Below are 15,897 nucleotides of genomic sequence, written 5' to 3' on the forward strand. Positions count from 1 at the left end.
TTATTTTCCGCTAAAAAATTTAAAGGCATCGCTGATAAATTTTTTCTGCTCACCGCGCTCAACAATCGCATCGATAAGCCCGTGCTCGAGTAAAAATTCCGCCCTTTGAAAGCCCTCAGGCAAATCCGCCCCTATGGTTTGCTTGATGACCCTAGCGCCCGCAAAACCCACCAATGCGCCCGGCTCTGCGATGATCAAATCCCCAAGCCACGCAAAAGACGCCGAAACTCCCCCCATAGTAGGGTCTGTCAAAACGCTGATGTAGGGCAATTTTTCCTTGCTCAGTAGCTTCAGGGCCGCGCTCGTTTTGCTCATCTGCATGAGCGAGTAGGTGCTCTCCTGCATCCTCGCGCCCCCGCTAGCGCTGACGATGAGCAGGGGGGTTTTGCCGCTGATGGCCCTTTGCACGGCGCGGACGATTTTTTCGCCCTCCACCGAGCCCAAACTCCCACCCATGAAGGCAAAGTCAAAAACCACAAGCTGAATTTTTAGCCCGTCCATCTCGCACTCCCCGCTGATGAGGGCACTTTTTCTGCCCGTTTTATGCTCCCCCTCAAGCAGGCGTTTTTTGTAGGACTTGCTATCTACGAATTTGAGCGGATCGACGGCTTCCAAATTTTTATCATACTCCGTAAAACTCCCCTCATCGCTCAAAAGCTTGATGCGATCCAGGGGCGAAATTCTCATGTGATGGGAGCATTTTGGGCAGACATTGAAGCAAAACTCGATTTCTTTATAATACATCAAAGCGTGGCAGCTTTGGCATTTGACCCAGTGGTTGGGCGCTTCGGCGGGGCTTGATTGCTTTTTTCTGATCTTGGAAAAAATGTCTGCAAAATTCATGCCCACCCCTTAAAATCGTGTCCCAAGACTGAACTCAAACGAATTCGTATCATCGCCCTTTTTGTCGTTGAGGGGCTTGGCGAAAACAAGCTGCAAAGGTCCTATGGGCGTTATCCACTCCACCCCAAGCCCCGTGCTCATCCTTTGAATTTCGTCCAAATTCTTTTTGCCGATCATCCCGTAGTCGAAAAACATACTCCCGCGCAGCTTGATCCTGTCGATTAAGGGAAAACTAAGCTCGGCAGAATTTGCAAAGGCGATTTTCCCGCCTATCTCGTCATCATACTCGTTTTTAGGGCTCACGGTGCGATTTTCAAAACCACGAATGGAGCGAATCCCCCCCAAAAAAATCCTCTCATTTATCGGCAAATATCCCCTATCCCAAACCTTATAAAAACTCGCCTTATAGCGATAAATCAAATCGTATCCTATGTAATCCTCCAGTCCCTGATAAAAATTGAATTTAGAATTGGAGTATAAAAATTTCTGATCCCCGCCAAGCCCTGCAAATTCTAGGCTAGTGGAGGCGATGACGCCTGAGCGTGGCAAGTAATAGTCATCGGTATTATTGAAGCTAAGGGCTGGAGTGATGGAGCTTTTAATGCTCTCTCCCAGTTGATAGCCCGTTCTCTTCAGGGTCTCACTCAGGGAGTAAATGTCGCTTTGCTCTAAATTGTAGGTGATGTTGGCGTTGAAATACCTTGCAAACTGCCTTCCCAGCGTGATTTCAAAGCCGTAGTTTTTCTCAGAATAATCATTCCAATCGTAATCGCTAGAGTAAAGCACCCCCCCCAAACTGTAAGCGCTGTCTAAAATTCTAGGATTTTCAAGGCTGATCCTACCCGATAAGGTATCATCGTCCTTATCCACGCTCACGGAGCTTTTAAGGCCTGAGCCGAAAATATTGCTATCAGAAAGCGAGGCGTTGAGGAGTAGGCCGCCGCTTGAGCTGTAGCCTATCCCGCCAGAAATTGAGCCCGTGGAGGCTTCTTTCACCTCGACGATCAAATCCATATGCGTATCATCAACCCTCTCCTCCCTGATGTCGACATCTTCAAAATAGGAGGTTCGCTTGAGGGCGTTGATGGACTCTATGAGGTCGGTGCGGTGGTAAAGATTGCCCTCGGTGAGGAAGAGCTCCCTGCGCACCACCCTATCCACAGTGCGCAAATTCCCAGAGATGATGACATTCCTGATGGTAACCTTTTCATTCGGGATAACCCTAAAAACGACATCGGCCTCCTGCGTTTGGCTATTTTTTTGGATGTCGGGGATAACCTCCACGAAGGCATAGCCCAAATCCGCAATCTGCGTTTCTATGCTTTTGATGTCCCTCCTAACCTTCTCTATATTGATGATGTCGCCGACCTCTGATTTTAAATCACTCACAATTTCCTCATTAGCCTCTGCGTCAAAAAGAGGATTTTCAATGCTGATATTCGTGATTTTATAGGGCTGCCCCTCTTTGATAACATAGGTCAAATCCGCCCTGTAAGAGTCGGTATAGGCCTTAAGCTGTGGCGGGGACACTTGCACATCCAAATACCCCCGCTTCATATATTCATCGCTTATTCTCGAGCGGTCATTATCAAGCTCAAAAATTTTCAGTTTGCCATCATTGCGCCCCCACATCCAGCCCATAAATTCCTGCTCTTTGTTGACAATGGCAGGCTCGATGTCCGCGTAGGAAAATTTCTCCCCCCCACTAAGATGGACGCTATCGATGATGATATTTTCACCGCGATTGACGATAAATTCAAGCTCCAAGCCCTCAGTGTTTTCAAGATTTTTTTGCTCGGTCTCAACCACAGTGTCAAAATAGCTCTTCGCCTCGTAGTAGCCCCTGATCCTCTCCTTAGCCTCCCTTATCGTCGCCTCATCAAGCAGGGCCCCCCTCCTGATGCCTAAAATCCCCTCAATGTGCTTTCTGTCGTTGGAGGCTATGCCCTTGATCGTGATTTTAGCAATGCTTGGCTTTTCGCTGAGATTGAAAGATAAAATTCCATCGTTTTCTTCCACAACGATGTTTTTAAAATAATTTTGCCTATAAAGGTTCAAAATCGCCGCGTTGATCTTGGCCGCATCGATCTCTTCGCCGACCTTGAGACCGCTAAGCCTCAGCGCCGTCTCGTAAGAAAGATGCTGCAGTCCGTTGAATTTTATTTCCTTGATGTGTGCCGCATTTAAAAGTGAGCAAAATGCGCAAATGCTCATAACTTTCTTCATAAATTTTCACCTAAGAGCGTTGATTGAATGTTTTGTATAATAACCGAAAATATTTAATGATTCACATTTTTAGGATGGACGATGCGGGTAGCGATTATAGGACTTGGACTGATGGGGGGTTCTTTGGGGCTTTGTCTGAGGGAGAATAAGCTCATCAGCGCCGTTTATGGCTTGGATGCGGACGCAGAAAATGCAAAAGAAGCCCTAAATTTAGGTCTCATACACGAGCTTATTACCTTTGAGGGCTTGAAAAACTGCGACATGATCTTCATCGCCACGCCCGTGGATGCCATCATTACCATCCTGCAAAATTTGCAGGGCCTAAGTTCAAGCACCACGCTTGTGGAATTTGGCAGCACCAAGAGAAAAATCATAGAAAATCTACCCCCCAGCCTCGCGAGGCAAACGATTTTTGCCCATCCCATGGCGGGCACGGAAAATAGCGGCCCTAAAGCGGCCTTTAAGTTCCTTTACAGAGATGCGGTTTGTGTGCTTTGTGATAGCGAGGTGGCTGAGGATCTGCATCAAAAAAGAGCGGTGGAAATTTTCTCACATCTTGGCATGCGCATCGTTTTTATGGACAGCATCGCTCACGATCATCACACGGCCATCATTTCGCACCTGCCCCACGCGCTGAGTTTTTCTTTGGCGAATTTTGTCATGCGCGAGGAGGACAAGCGCAACATCGCCCACCTTGGCGGCCCCTCTTTCAAGGATATGTGCCGCATCGCAAAGTCCTCGCCGCTGATGTGGGGTAGCATTTTTTTGCAGAATAAAAACAACATTTTAGCCTCCATCGAGTGCTTCCAAAAGGAGCTGGAATTTTGCAAGGAGTTGATAAAAAATAGCCAAGAGGATGAGCTCAAGGAGTGGATGCGCAGGGCCAACGCTCTAAGGGAGATATTGTGATTTGCTGGATATTTACTCAATTGATATTAAATTTTTGCCTCGGGTTTGAATTGGGGGGATGTTGAACGGATGAAAAAAAGCAAAAGTATCGGCCTCATGCTGATCCTCATCGCTATGGCTGTGTTTTTCGCGTCAAATTTGAGCATTTTCGAGAGAAATTCCCCGCAAATTCTGGTCGATGATGTGCTTTATACGGACTTGAAAACGCCCATTTGGGTGCGCATCAAGGACGAGGAAAGCGGAATGAAAAATATCAAAATCACCCTCAAAAAGAGCGCAAATGACCCCGGCACGGTGCTAGCCGACGGGAGGGTTGGGATGAAGAAAGATTTGAGCTTGCAAATCAACCTACCCAAAGCGGGCTTTAAGGAAAAGATAGAGTCCTACACTATGGAAATTTGGGCGAAGGATTCTAGCCTGTGGAATTTGGGCAACGAAAGCAAAAAGCAGGTTTTGATCATCACCGATACCACCAGGCCCAAGGTTGAGGTCCTAAGCCACTCCCGACAAATCGAGCAAGGGGGGGCGGGGAGCGTTGTTTTTGAGGCCAGTGATGCGAATTTGGCGCGGGTTTATATCCAGACAAAAAAGGGTAAAATTTTCAAAGCCATCCCCTACCTCAAGGAGGGCTATTATGCGGCCCTGCTTGCTTGGGATGCTAAGGATGAGGAATTTGAAGCCTTCATCATGGCTGAGGACAGGGCGGGTAATGCCACAAAAGAGCGCATCAAGTATCAGGCCTTGAAGCGAAAATATCGCATTTCTAACATCAAGCTCAGCGATAAATTTTTGGATGGCAAGATAGAGAGCCTAGCCCATCAATATGCCCCGCAAAGCAGTAATTTAACGCGCTTTGAGAAATTTAAATTCGTCAATGAAACCCTGCGCGATGATAACGAAAAGCTCATTCGCGAAATCACCGCGCAAGTGCCCGAGGAGAAGATTGAGAATTTCAGCATCCATCTGTTTTTGCCGCTCAAAAATGCGATGAAAGTGGCTGATTTTGCCGATCATCGGTATTATTCTTACGAGGAGGAATTCATCAGCGACTCGTATCATATGGGGCTTGATTTGGCCAGCGTGGCGCAAGCGCCCATCATCAGCAATAACGCTGGAAGGGTGGTTTTTGCGGAGGAAAATGGAATTTACGGCCTCAATCTCATCCTCTACCACGGCTTTGGGCTTTATAGCCTCTATGGGCACTGCTCCTCCAAAAGCGTGGAGCTTGGGGAGATGGTGAGCGCTGGAAGCGTCATCGCGCGCACGGGTCTTAGCGGCCTGGCCCTGGGGGATCATCTGCATTTTGGCGTTTTGGTACAGGGCGTGGAAACGCGACCTGAGCAGTGGCAGGATAGGAAGTGGCTTGAAAATAATATTTATAAAATTCTCAACGAGGGCAGAAGAGCCATTTTAGGAGGAAAATGATGCGACAACTCACGCTAGCAAAGACGGTCAAAGGCACGGGGATAGGGCTTCACAAAGGCGAGCCCATCGATATCATTTTAGAGCCGCTGCAAGCAGACAGCGGGGTGGTATTTTTCAGAAGCGATCTCAACGCCAGCTACAAGGCAGAGCCTCGCAATGTCATCAACACGCGCCTTGCTACGGTCATCGGTGATGAGAGGGGCTTCATTTCTACCATAGAGCATTTGATGAGTGCGATCAATGCCTATGGCATCGATAATGTGCGCGTGGTTTTAAATTCCAACGAAGCGCCCGTGATGGACGGCTCGAGCATTAGCTTTTGTATGATGCTGGATGAGGCGGGCGTGGTGGAGCAGGACGCGGCGAAGAAGATCATGGTGATCAAAAGGGCCATTGAGGTCAGAGACGGGGAGAAATTTGTGCGCCTTGTGCCGAGCAAAGAGCCTAAAATCAACTACACGATTAAATTTGACCATCTGCTCATCGGCAAGCAAAGCTATAGTTTTGAATTCAGTAAGAAAAATTACATCGAAAACATCGCCCGGGCTAGGACCTTTGGATTTTTAAGGGAGGTTCAGGCCCTAAGAGCGGCGAATTTGGGACTGGGCGGGAGCCTAGAAAACACCATCGTTTTGGATGAAAATCGCATTTTAAACCCCGAAGGACTGCGCTTTAAGGACGAATTTGTGCGGCATAAAATTTTAGACGCGATTGGGGATTTAAGCCTGCTGGGGTATAGAGTTTTTGGGGACTACATCGCTTATGCGGGCAGCCATCATCTCAATCATCTTCTAACAAAAGAGGTGCTGAAAAATAAAGACTGCTACGAGCTTGTAAGCCTTGAAAAAGGCACAGAAAAATCCTACGAAAGGGTCTTTGCCTAGATGCACACGCTTTTGCTCAACGCCCTTTCTAAGCCCATGATGCTAGGAATTTACGCGCAGGACAGGCTCATCAAAACATACGAAAGCTGGGCGAGGGCGAGTGAGTTTGTCCCTCAAGTTTTGCAAGAAGTGCTGGAGAAATTCAGCCTCTCGCGGCTCATTTACGCCAATGGGCCCGGCTCTTACATGGGGATTAAAATTTCTTACATCAGCCTTAAAACCCTCAGCATCGTTAGGGGCATTCCCCTTTTTGCCGTTAGCGCCTTTGCCCTCAATAACTTCGCTCCCATAGCGGCGAATCGGCATTTTTGCTTCGTGTATGATGGGGGTGAGATTACCCTGAAAAAGGACGTCGCTGGAGAATTTCATCTGCCCCTGAGCCTGCAGGAGCTCGCCCTGAGTGGGGACAATTTGCCCTTTTATTTTTTGGATGTGATTTAGGATAGGTTTTGAAAATTTTAACCCCAGCCACGAGTGCGAATTTGGGACCGGGATTTGACTGCTTGGGACTTGCTTTGAAATTTTTTAACGAAGTGCGCGTGGAAAAAAGCCCCTTTTTTAGCATCAGTATCAAGGGCGAGGGCAGTGAGAGTCTCTACCTCAAAAAGCAAAATATTTTTGTGAAAATTTTTAATGAAATTTATGAGAGATTGAACGGAAAGCGGGATAATTTTCGCTTCATTTTTCAAAACAACATCCCCCTTTCAAGGGGGCTTGGGAGCTCTTCGGCCGTGATAGTGGCAGCGATCGCGGCGGCCTTTCACATGAGTGGCTTTAGGCCTGAAAAGGAGAGCATTTTAAACGAGGCTCTCCTTTATGAAAATCACCCCGACAACATCGCCCCCGCCACGCTTGGGGGCTTTGTTTGCTCTGTGGTGGAGAAAAACCGCGTTCATAGCATCAAAAGGGACATCGATGAGGATTTGCGCGGGGTGATCGTCGTGCCTAATGTATCGATGAGTACCGAGAAGAGTCGCAATGTTTTGCCCAAAAATTTGAGTTTTGATGATGGGGTTTTCAACCTCACGCACGCTTCTTTTTTGACGGCGTGCTTTTTGGAGAAAAGATACGAGCTTTTGCGGCTTGCCAGCAGGGATAAACTGCACGAATTCAAACGCATGCAAACCCTGCCGGAGCTTTTTGAAGTGCAGAAATTTGCCCTGCAAAATGGGGCCTTGATGAGCACTTTGTCGGGTTCGGGCTCAAGTTTTTTTAATCTAGCCTACAAGGACGGGGCAGAATTCCTCGCCAAAAAAATGCGGGATAAATTTAGGGACTTTCGCACGATGTGCTTGGAATTTGATAACGAGGGGCTTGAAATTTGCTAAAAGATGCAAAAAAAAGTATAATCACGCCCAAACGCAGGCCTGTTAGGATGTGTATTCTATGCAAAAATCGTTTCAAGCAAAAAGAACTTTATCGTTTTGTCGTTCAAGATAATGCGCTTTGTTTTGGTGTGAAATCAGGACGGGGGGTTTATTTGTGTGGAATTTGCATTGAAAATACGCATAAAAAATGGCACAAGGCACTTTCAAAGGCGTGTAAAAGCACGATAAAAACTTCGCAACAGGATTTGAAGGAGATGGTTTTCAATGGCAAAAATTAGAATACACGAAATCGCAAAAGAGCTCGGCTATGACAGCAAGGACATCATCCAAAAGGCTAATGAGCTAGGGCTTGGCATTAAAACCGCTTCAAACGCCGTGGATGCTGAGATCGCGGCGGGGATTTATGAATACATACAAACAAAGATCGTCCCAGAAATTTTCAAAAAAGTTAAAAAAACAAGCGCGGACAAAAAGCCCAAAAAAACAGAAAAAACCCCCGCCAAAGAAGTGAAAAAAGCCACTGCGTCAAAAAAAGAGCCCGATCCTAAAGAAGCGGAGCCTGCAAAGGAGGTCGCCGCTGAGCAAACCGCGCAAATCCCACCCAGCCAATCGCCTCAAAGCCTCGCCAGTGCGACCCTAGCTAAGAGGCGCGGGCTTGTCATCGTCAAAAAGAAAAGGGATGGTGAGCAAAGGCTAGAAGAGCCGAAGCCAAGCCCTTCGGCGACAAATTCTGAGCGGCCAAGTTTGTCGATGATTTTTTCCCATACTGATGAGAACTTGAAAAAAAAGAAGAAAGAAAAAAAGCCCACTCAGGCGACAAAAAAAGAAAGCGCTGAAAAGATGGATTTTTTGAGCGATCATGATTTTGCCGATATTTCGCTTGAGGATGAGGATGAGGTGGTTTTGCCAGACTTTAGCGTCAGGGAGCAGCCTCAGGTGCAAAACACCATCAAAAAGCCGCCGAATTTTTTACGCCAAGCTGTGGGGAATTCTGCAAATTTCACTGAGGGCGGCATACAAAGAAGGGGTCGCAAAAAGCCGCCAAAACGCGTGGAAAAAAAGGAAAACGAGGCCATCACAAGGGTGGAAATTCCTAAAGAAATTCGCGTCTATGAATTTGCCGACAAGCTTGGAAAAAACACAAGCGAAATCATCTCAAAGCTTTTCATGCTGGGCATGATGACGACTAAGAATGATTTTTTGGACGAGGCGGCGATTGAAATTTTAGCCGAGGAATTTGGCGTGGAGGTGAGCATCATCGATGAATCGAGCGAATTTGACTATGTCAAGGACTATGATGCGCAGAGTGAGGCTGAGGATTTGGAGGCTAGGGCGCCGGTTATCACGATAATGGGGCATGTGGATCACGGCAAAACCTCACTTTTAGACCACATACGCAATAGCCGCGTAGCAAGCGGCGAGGCGGGGGGCATCACGCAGCATGTGGGCGCTTACATGGTGGAGAAAAATGGGCGCAAAATCACCTTCATCGACACTCCCGGACACGAGGCCTTCACGGCGATGCGTGCGAGGGGGGCTAGCATCACGGACATCGTGATCATTGTCGTGGCGGCTGATGATGGGGTCAAGCCTCAAACCAAAGAAGCGATCAATCACGCCAAGGCCGCAGGAGTGCCGCTCATCATCGCCATCAATAAAATGGACAAAGAAGCCGCTAACCCGGACATGGTAAAAACGCAGCTTGCCGAGCTTGAAATCATGCCGGTGGATTGGGGCGGGCATTACGAATTCGTGCCCGTATCGGCCAGGACGGGTGCGGGGATTGAGGATTTGCTGGAAATCGTGCTTTTGCAAGCCGATCTTTTGGAGCTTAAAGCGAGTCCTAAGAATTTCGCCAAGGCTAGCATCATAGAAAGCTCTGTGCAGAAAGGCCGCGGCGCGGTGGCCACGCTCATCGTGCAAAATGGCACACTCAAGGTGGGAAGCACCGTCGTGGCGGGGACGGCCTATGGTAAAGTCAGGGCGATGAGCGATGATAGGGGCAGGGCACTGAAAGAAATCCGCCCCGGAGAGTGCGGGGTCATCGTGGGGCTTAGTGGCGTGGCGGAGGCGGGTGAAATTTTAATCGCCGTTAAAAGTGATAAAGAGGCGAGAGAATACGCAAGCAAACGCCAAGAATACAACCGCCAGAGAGAATTGAGCAAATCCACAAAGGTGAGCCTTGATGAACTTGGAGCGAGGATCAAAGAGGGCAATCTCAAGGCCCTGCCCGTGATTTTAAAAGCCGATGTGCAGGGCTCACTGGAGGCACTGAGGGCGAGTTTGGAAAAGCTTAAAAACGATGAAATCAAGGTCAATATCATCCACAGCGGCGTGGGCGGCATCACACAAAGCGATATCGAACTGGCTAGCGCGAGTGAGGACTCCATCGTGCTGGGCTTTAACATCCGCCCGACAGGAGAGATGAAGGAGAAGGCTAAGGACAAGGGCGTGGAAATCAAAACCTACAATGTCATCTACAATCTCATCGATGATGTGAAGGCCCTGCTGGGCGGGATGATGAGCCCGGTCATTTCTGAGGAGCAGTTGGGGCAGGCTGAAATTCGTCAGGTCATTTCTGTGCCAAAAATCGGTCAAATCGCGGGCTGTATGGTTACAGAGGGCGTGATAAACCGCGGGGCTAAAATCCGCCTCATCCGTGAGGGAGTGGTGGTTTTTGAGGGCAATGTCAGCTCACTCAAGCGCTTTAAGGATGATGCCAAAGAGGTCGCTAGGGGCTATGAATGCGGCGTGGGCATAGAGGGCTGTGAGGATATGCGCGTGGGGGATTACATAGAAAGCTATAAAGAGGTGGAAAATCAGGCCAGTCTATGAGGGCGGACACGCTAAAGAGGCTTCGCACTGAAAGCGTTTTGAGGGAGCTTATCCCTGAGGCTTTGGCGCACTTGGACGATGAGAATTTAAAAAATCTTTGCGTGGTGGATGTGGAATGCAAAAGGGGGCGCTATGATGCCTTTGTATATTTGGATAAGATGTTTTTCAATACGCAGGAGCAGGAGCGAATTTTAAACGCACTCAAAAAAGCCTCCAAGGCCTTGCAAAATTATTGCATGGGGGAGCAGGGCTGGTATCGCTGCCCGAATTTTCACTTTAAATTTGACGATAGGCTGGAGTACCAAAATCATTTGGATGCGCTTTTTGAGAAGATAAAAAAGGAAAAATGATGGATTATGAAGCCTTGTGCCGCGAAGCAGGGGTGGAATTTTACGACCATGAGCTAGCGAATGAAAGCGGCAAAAAAATTTTTCGCATCTTCATCACGAAAAAAGGCGGCGTGAATTTGGACGACTGTGCGCGTTTGAGTGAAATTTTATCGCCCATTTTTGATGTCTGTCCGCCCGTGTCGGGGGAGTATTTTTTGGAGGTGTCCTCACCCGGACTGGAAAGGAAACTCAGCACCTTGGAGCATTTTCAAAAAAGCATCGGAGAAGGGGTCAAACTCAGCCTAGAGGATGAGAGCAAAATTTGCGGAAAGCTTTTGGCCGTGAGGGGGGAGGAGATAGAGCTTGGGGTCAATGGGAGCAAAATTTGCATCGCTTGGGAGCGGATCAAAAAGGCTAAAACCTTCATAGAATGGTGATTTCACGGACCCAATCAGCATCCGCGCGAGGGTCTAAAGTTTCTAAAAAGTTTCCAAAAATCTTTAAAATTTAAGTGCAAAATTTCATTTCATAACAAAAGGATAAATATGCAAAGAAGGACTTTTTTAAAGGGTTCGGCTGCTTCTATGGTGGCTTTTTTGGGTGCTTCTAGCCTGAGTGCTGCAGTGAGCGGGGGCAAGGATTTGCTCGGCTTTAAGGCTGTGGGTATTAGCACGGAGGATAATTTTGTCGTGCCTGAGGGCTATGAGGCTAAGGTTTTGGTGAGCTGGGGCGATCCGCTTTTCAGTAAGGCTTTGCCCTTTGATGAGGCTAAAAATATCAGCCCCGCATACGCTAAAAACGCCCAACTTGTCTTCGGCGATAATAATGACGGGATGAGCTATTTTCCGGTTTCAAAAACGCGGGCGATTTTGGCGGTTAATAATGAATATGTCAATCCCGAGCTTATGTTCAATCACAATGGTAAGAATTTAACCAAAGATGATGTGGCTTACGAGCAGGCTAGCCTTGGCGTTAGCATTGTGGAAATAGAAAAAAAGGGCGATGTGTGGAGCGTGGTCAAGGACTCCAAATACAACCGCCGCATCGATGCGAACACCAAAATGACCGTGAGCGGAGGGGCCAAAGAAGCCGTGCTTAAGGGCGAGAAATTTGTCTATGGGACCCTAAACAACTGCGCGAATGGCCAAACGCCTTGGGGCACCTACCTAACCTGTGAGGAAAATGTCGATACCTTCTTTGGAAGCTCGGATGAAAATATCAGCTTTGATGAGGGGCAAAAGCGCTTCGGCTTTAAGACAAAAAGCGCTTACGGCTGGGAAAAATTTGACGCGAGATTTGACTTGGCTAAAAACCCTGACGAGGCCAATCGCTTCGGCTGGGTTGTTGAAATCAATCCCTACGATGCCAAAAGCACCCCTGTGAAAAGGACGGCTTTGGGACGCTTCAAGCACGAAAATGTGGAGCTCATCGTGGAAAAAGACGGCTCGGTCGTTGCCTACATGGGCGATGATGAGGCGGGTGAGTTCATCTATAAATTCGTAAGCAAGCACAAATATCAAAAGGGCAAAGATGCGAGTAAAATTTTGGATGAGGGAACTTTGTATGTGGGGCAGTTTAACGGCGCTGTGGGCGATATGAAGGGCAGTGGAAAGTGGATCGCCCTAGAATTTGGCAAAAACGGCTTGGATGAGAGCAAGGGCTTCAAGTCTCAGGCGGATATTTTGATCAATCCAAGACTGGCAGGCTCCATTGTCGGCGCGACTCCTATGGATAGATGTGAGTGGATAGCCAGCCACAAGGAAAGCGGCTCGAAAGAGGTTTTTGCCACCCTCACAAACAATAAAAGCCGCAAGGAGCCAAACGCAGCAAACCCTAGAGCGAAAAATGTTTACGGGCAAATCATCAAGTGGGGCCCTAAAAATTCACACAAAGATGAGGATTTTAGCTGGGAAATTTTCGTCCTAGCAGGCAATCCTGACAATCAAAGCACCCTCAACAAAGGCTCTAGCAATATCACCAGTGAGAACAAATTCAACTCCCCAGATGGCCTTGGTTTTGACAAGGATGGCAGGCTTTGGATACAAACGGACGGGGCCTACTCAAACAAGGACGATTACGAGGGTATGGGAAATAATCAAATGCTAGCCGCCGACCCCAAAACAGGCGAAATCAAGCGCTTCTTAACCGGGCCTGTGGCGAGTGAGATCACGGGGCTGGCCTTCAATGAGGACTACACGACTATGTTTGTGGGCATCCAGCATCCGGGCGAAAAGCTCATAGAAAGCCATTTTCCAGGCGGGGGCAACACCACTCCAAAAAGCACAATCATGCAGATCAGAAAGCTTGATGGCGGCGTGATAGGCAGCTAAAATTTGCTCCTTAGGATTGTCAAAGCGTTTTGATGATTGAGGGGCTTGGCGGAGAATTTTTTGTTGAAGGTTCTCTGCCTTTTTGCAAGCTGCGCGGTGTGAGTGTTGATGCGGATTTCAAGCTCATCGCGAGAAATTTTACCCTCCAAAAAATCCCTACTTTCTTTTAGACCTATGGAATTTAGCGGCTTTAAATTCCCATCAAAATTTTTAAAAAGATAACTAGCCTCCTCGAGCAGCCCGTTTTTTAACATCATTTTCGTGCGTTTGGCGATCTTGTTTTTCAAGTCCTCCCTCTCCCAAAGCAGCTCGTAAATTTCTATACCCTCAAGCACCCCTTTTTGACGGGTATTTTGCAAAAATTCACTGGGGATTTGACCCGTGCTCTCGTAGATGTTGAGCCATTTTTTCAAGCGATAGCTGTCGTTTTTCTCCACCCTAAAATGAGGATCCAGCTCACAGCGCAGCGCGTAAATTTCATCATTGCTTAAAAAAACGGGACCTTCTTCTACCTTTTCACTCAGGCCATCCAGCATCGTTTTGAGATAAAAACCCGTCCCCCCCGTGATGATGAGAGCCTTGCCTTGCGCCCTAGCGTGGCGTTTAGCCCTCTCATACTCCTTGATGAACAAGGCCACATTAAAGCGCTCCCTCACGCTTAAAAGATTCACGCCAAAATAATCCATCCGCGCTAAATCCTGTGGCGAAGTTTTGGCGTTGGCGATGTTGATTTCCCGATAAACACAGAGGCTATCCAGACTCAAAACCACAGCCCCAAATTCCAAGGCTAAAGCGTTGGCAAGGGCGGTTTTTCCGCTTGCGGTGGTGCCGATGAGGGCGAGTTCGAAAAACATCGTGCTTTTTCCTAAAAATTTATGAAATTCCTGTAAAATTATAACAAAAAGCAAAAGGGCAAAGATGGCAAAACTATGGCTCAAATTCAAGGACATTTTAGAGCTTGTGGTCTTCAAACACTCCATTTTTGCCCTGCCTTTTTTATTCGCGGCGATGGTTGTGGCCTCGCAAATTCAAAACGGCAGTACTTGGTTTGGCCTCTCATCTTTGATTTTAGGGGCGCTTTGTGCGGTGAGTGCAAGGAATTTCGCCATGGCGGTCAATCGCCTCATGGATGAGGACATCGACAGGGACAATCCCCGCTGCAAGGACCGCCCCAACATCAGCGGCAAGATAGGGCGCAAAAGTGTCGTGCTTTTCATCCTAGCCAACGCCGCCATTTTCGTGCTTTGCAGCTCTTTTATCAACGCCCTAGCCTTTTACCTTTCTTTTCCCGTGCTTTTCATCCTAGCTTTTTACTCAGCCTTCAAGCGTTTTAGCGCTTTGGCGCATCTGGTTTTAGGGCTTTGCTTGGGACTTGCACCCATCGCGGGCAGTGTGGTGGTGCTGGGTGAAATTCACATCTTCAGCGTGGTTTTGTGCTTGGGCGTTATGTTTTGGACCGCAGGCTTTGACCTGCTTTACGCCCTGCAGGATATGGAGTATGACAGGGCGAGGGGTCTGCACTCCATCCCGGCGAAATTTGGCGCCCCAGCCACGCTCTTCATCGCAGCCCTTTGTCATCTCTTGGCCGTGCTTTTTTGGCTTTTGTTCGTTTGGATGGCGCCGCTTGGGTTTGTGGCCTTTGTAGGGGTTGGGATTTGCGGGGGGATTTTGTTTTTTGAGCACTCCATCGTGCGGAAGAATTTCGCCCACATTGACAGGGCCTTTTTCACGCTCAATGGCTACTTGAGTGTGGTGTTTTTTGTCTTCATTTGGATGGATTTATTATGGAGTTGAAGCTTTTTGCAGCAGGACTGGAGGTGGATTTAGAGTGCTGCGAGCTCGAAAACAACCCCTTCTCGCAAGAATACCTAAAACTCTCCGCCCTCTCGGCCCTTAGCAAGTGGAAAAAACTTGCCGCACGGGTGGAATTTGAAGAGGGAGAGAGGATCATTTTTGACCTGCTTTTGAGTCTGAAGGAGGACATTTTGAGGCTTGAAAACGCCTTGAGTGCGGATAGGGAACTTTTACCCCTCAAACAAAGAGCAGTGATTAGGGCCTTGAATTTTGAGCATTTTGATTTTGCCGAGGGGGTTTTGGAAAGGGATAAAATTTATTATTTGAGAGCGGGGCTTAATCATCAAATTTTAGCCCTTTTCATCAGGGCAGAGAGTGAGAATTTGGCGAGAATTGTGAAGATCAAGCCCGAAGATAGGGCAGTGTTTGACGCCTTTGTCGTGGCGATTCAGAGGGAAAATATTATCAATAGCAGGGGAAAATGATGGAAGATGTGCTTTACTGGGTCTTTAGCCTTGTGTTGTTGGGGGCGGTTTTTGCTTACATGTATATCAAGGACAAAGAGCAGAGCGTGAGAGTGGCGAAATTTGTGAGTGCGGTTGAGGATATGAGTAAGGAATTGCACTACATCAAAAAAGAGCTTTTGAGCAGGGAAAATTTGGACGAGGACTATAACAACGAGCTTTTGAAAAATGAAATGCAAATCATGCTGGAAAAGGAAGTGGCGGGTAAAATTTTGCCGATCTTGAAAAGTTTGCAAGGGATGGAGCACATCATCGAGCGCTTTCAAAACGAGCAGCAGGAGCGGATTTTAAGCCTCGAGCAAAAGGCGCAAAGCATGAGCAAACTCACACCCAATTATGACGCTGAGGAGCAGAAAATCATTGATTTGTTTAAGGCGGGCAGGAGCATCGAGCAGATCGCCAAAGACTTACGCATAGGCACGGGAAATGTGGAGCTCGTGCTGAAATTTAAAAAAATCATCAAGTAAAAC

General features: G+C 47.8%; 16 protein-coding genes. 13 read left to right on the forward strand and 3 right to left on the reverse strand.

Annotated elements, in window-relative coordinates:
- Complete coding sequence (accD, locus tag Q4A73_RS00225; RefSeq protein ID WP_303205423.1) at nucleotides 1-843, reverse strand: acetyl-CoA carboxylase, carboxyltransferase subunit beta; 843 nt, start codon at nucleotides 841-843, stop codon at nucleotides 1-3.
- A 9-nt stretch (nucleotides 844-852) separates the two neighbouring features.
- Entirely contained in the window at nucleotides 853-3,069 is a 2,217-nt protein-coding gene (bamA, locus tag Q4A73_RS00230; protein WP_303205424.1) for an outer membrane protein assembly factor BamA, read from the reverse strand.
- Between the two features lie 81 nt (nucleotides 3,070-3,150).
- Here bamA and Q4A73_RS00235 point away from each other — a divergent pair, with 81 nt between their 5' ends.
- The 10 genes from Q4A73_RS00235 (at nucleotide 3,151) to Q4A73_RS00280 (ending at nucleotide 13,109) form a co-directional block, all read left to right on the forward strand.
- Nucleotides 3,151-3,978, forward strand: a complete 828-nt coding sequence (locus tag Q4A73_RS00235) for a prephenate dehydrogenase (RefSeq protein ID WP_303205425.1) — start codon at nucleotides 3,151-3,153, stop codon at nucleotides 3,976-3,978.
- Between the two features lie 69 nt (nucleotides 3,979-4,047).
- Nucleotides 4,048-5,403 (forward strand): M23 family metallopeptidase, encoded by a 1,356-nt coding sequence (locus Q4A73_RS00240; protein ID WP_303205426.1) that lies wholly within the window; start codon nucleotides 4,048-4,050, stop codon nucleotides 5,401-5,403.
- Nucleotides 5,403-6,287: a UDP-3-O-acyl-N-acetylglucosamine deacetylase gene (lpxC, locus tag Q4A73_RS00245; protein WP_303205488.1), complete on the forward strand. Its 885-nt coding sequence runs from the start codon at nucleotides 5,403-5,405 to the stop codon at nucleotides 6,285-6,287. Before Q4A73_RS00240 ends, lpxC begins: the two co-directional genes overlap by 1 nt.
- A gap of 39 nt (nucleotides 6,288-6,326) precedes the next feature.
- Complete coding sequence (locus tag Q4A73_RS00250) at nucleotides 6,327-6,728, forward strand: tRNA threonylcarbamoyladenosine biosynthesis protein TsaB (protein WP_303205489.1); 402 nt, start codon at nucleotides 6,327-6,329, stop codon at nucleotides 6,726-6,728.
- Between the two features lie 8 nt (nucleotides 6,729-6,736).
- Complete coding sequence (thrB, locus tag Q4A73_RS00255; RefSeq protein ID WP_303205427.1) at nucleotides 6,737-7,615, forward strand: homoserine kinase; 879 nt, start codon at nucleotides 6,737-6,739, stop codon at nucleotides 7,613-7,615.
- A 47-nt stretch (nucleotides 7,616-7,662) separates the two neighbouring features.
- Nucleotides 7,663-7,893 (forward strand): DUF448 domain-containing protein, encoded by a 231-nt coding sequence (locus tag Q4A73_RS00260; protein WP_303205428.1) that lies wholly within the window; start codon nucleotides 7,663-7,665, stop codon nucleotides 7,891-7,893.
- Nucleotides 7,880-10,450 carry a translation initiation factor IF-2 gene (infB, locus tag Q4A73_RS00265; protein WP_303205429.1) on the forward strand — a complete coding sequence of 857 codons (2,571 nt, stop codon included), beginning with the start codon at nucleotides 7,880-7,882 and terminating at the stop codon, nucleotides 10,448-10,450. The genes Q4A73_RS00260 and infB overlap by 14 nt, the downstream gene beginning before the upstream one ends.
- Nucleotides 10,447-10,800 carry a 30S ribosome-binding factor RbfA gene (rbfA, locus tag Q4A73_RS00270; RefSeq protein WP_303205430.1) on the forward strand — a complete coding sequence of 118 codons (354 nt, stop codon included), beginning with the start codon at nucleotides 10,447-10,449 and terminating at the stop codon, nucleotides 10,798-10,800. Before infB ends, rbfA begins: the two co-directional genes overlap by 4 nt.
- Entirely contained in the window at nucleotides 10,800-11,216 is a 417-nt protein-coding gene (rimP, locus tag Q4A73_RS00275) for a ribosome maturation factor RimP (protein ID WP_303205431.1), read from the forward strand. The genes rbfA and rimP overlap by 1 nt, the downstream gene beginning before the upstream one ends.
- Nucleotides 11,217-11,324: 108 nt before the next feature.
- A complete protein-coding gene (locus tag Q4A73_RS00280; RefSeq protein WP_303205432.1) occupies nucleotides 11,325-13,109 on the forward strand; it encodes a PhoX family phosphatase in 1,785 nt (594 codons plus the stop codon).
- Here the strand turns inward: Q4A73_RS00280 and miaA are convergent.
- The gene (miaA, locus tag Q4A73_RS00285; RefSeq protein WP_303205433.1) at nucleotides 13,106-13,963 is read right to left on the reverse strand and encodes a tRNA (adenosine(37)-N6)-dimethylallyltransferase MiaA; all 858 of its coding nucleotides are present in this window, start codon (nucleotides 13,961-13,963) and stop codon (nucleotides 13,106-13,108) included. The two genes, Q4A73_RS00280 and miaA, sit on opposite strands and share 4 nt — an antisense overlap.
- Nucleotides 13,964-14,027: 64 nt before the next feature.
- Between miaA and mqnP the strand changes: the two genes are divergently transcribed.
- Genes mqnP through Q4A73_RS00300 form a run of 3 tightly spaced genes read left to right on the forward strand, consistent with a single transcriptional unit; the run spans nucleotide 14,028 to nucleotide 15,894 of the window.
- Nucleotides 14,028-14,903, forward strand: a complete 876-nt coding sequence (gene mqnP / locus Q4A73_RS00290; RefSeq protein WP_303205434.1) for a menaquinone biosynthesis prenyltransferase MqnP — start codon at nucleotides 14,028-14,030, stop codon at nucleotides 14,901-14,903.
- A complete protein-coding gene (locus Q4A73_RS00295) occupies nucleotides 14,894-15,388 on the forward strand; it encodes a hypothetical protein (RefSeq protein ID WP_303205435.1) in 495 nt (164 codons plus the stop codon). The genes mqnP and Q4A73_RS00295 overlap by 10 nt, the downstream gene beginning before the upstream one ends.
- Entirely contained in the window at nucleotides 15,385-15,894 is a 510-nt protein-coding gene (locus Q4A73_RS00300; RefSeq protein ID WP_303205436.1) for a hypothetical protein, read from the forward strand. The genes Q4A73_RS00295 and Q4A73_RS00300 overlap by 4 nt, the downstream gene beginning before the upstream one ends.
- Nucleotides 15,895-15,897 lie beyond the last annotated feature (3 nt).

Origin of the sequence: Campylobacter sp. (assembly GCF_030528245.1) — a bacterium.
Classification (GTDB): domain Bacteria; phylum Campylobacterota; class Campylobacteria; order Campylobacterales; family Campylobacteraceae; genus Campylobacter_D.

Coding starts and splice junctions, on each gene's coding strand:
- Q4A73_RS00295 (WP_303205435.1), top strand. CDS start 14,894: ATGGAGTTGAAGCTTTTTGCAGCAGGACTGGAGGTGGATTTAGAGTGC.
- Q4A73_RS00260 (WP_303205428.1), top strand. CDS start 7,663: ATGTGTATTCTATGCAAAAATCGTTTCAAGCAAAAAGAACTTTATCGT.
- rbfA (WP_303205430.1), top strand. CDS start 10,447: ATGAGGGCGGACACGCTAAAGAGGCTTCGCACTGAAAGCGTTTTGAGG.
- bamA (WP_303205424.1), bottom strand. CDS start 3,069: ATGAAGAAAGTTATGAGCATTTGCGCATTTTGCTCACTTTTAAATGCG.
- Q4A73_RS00300 (WP_303205436.1), top strand. CDS start 15,385: ATGATGGAAGATGTGCTTTACTGGGTCTTTAGCCTTGTGTTGTTGGGG.
- Q4A73_RS00240 (WP_303205426.1), top strand. CDS start 4,048: ATGAAAAAAAGCAAAAGTATCGGCCTCATGCTGATCCTCATCGCTATG.
- accD (WP_303205423.1), bottom strand. CDS start 843: ATGAATTTTGCAGACATTTTTTCCAAGATCAGAAAAAAGCAATCAAGC.
- Q4A73_RS00280 (WP_303205432.1), top strand. CDS start 11,325: ATGCAAAGAAGGACTTTTTTAAAGGGTTCGGCTGCTTCTATGGTGGCT.
- rimP (WP_303205431.1), top strand. CDS start 10,800: ATGGATTATGAAGCCTTGTGCCGCGAAGCAGGGGTGGAATTTTACGAC.
- infB (WP_303205429.1), top strand. CDS start 7,880: ATGGCAAAAATTAGAATACACGAAATCGCAAAAGAGCTCGGCTATGAC.
- lpxC (WP_303205488.1), top strand. CDS start 5,403: ATGCGACAACTCACGCTAGCAAAGACGGTCAAAGGCACGGGGATAGGG.
- Q4A73_RS00235 (WP_303205425.1), top strand. CDS start 3,151: ATGCGGGTAGCGATTATAGGACTTGGACTGATGGGGGGTTCTTTGGGG.
- Q4A73_RS00250 (WP_303205489.1), top strand. CDS start 6,327: ATGCTAGGAATTTACGCGCAGGACAGGCTCATCAAAACATACGAAAGC.
- mqnP (WP_303205434.1), top strand. CDS start 14,028: ATGGCAAAACTATGGCTCAAATTCAAGGACATTTTAGAGCTTGTGGTC.
- miaA (WP_303205433.1), bottom strand. CDS start 13,963: ATGTTTTTCGAACTCGCCCTCATCGGCACCACCGCAAGCGGAAAAACC.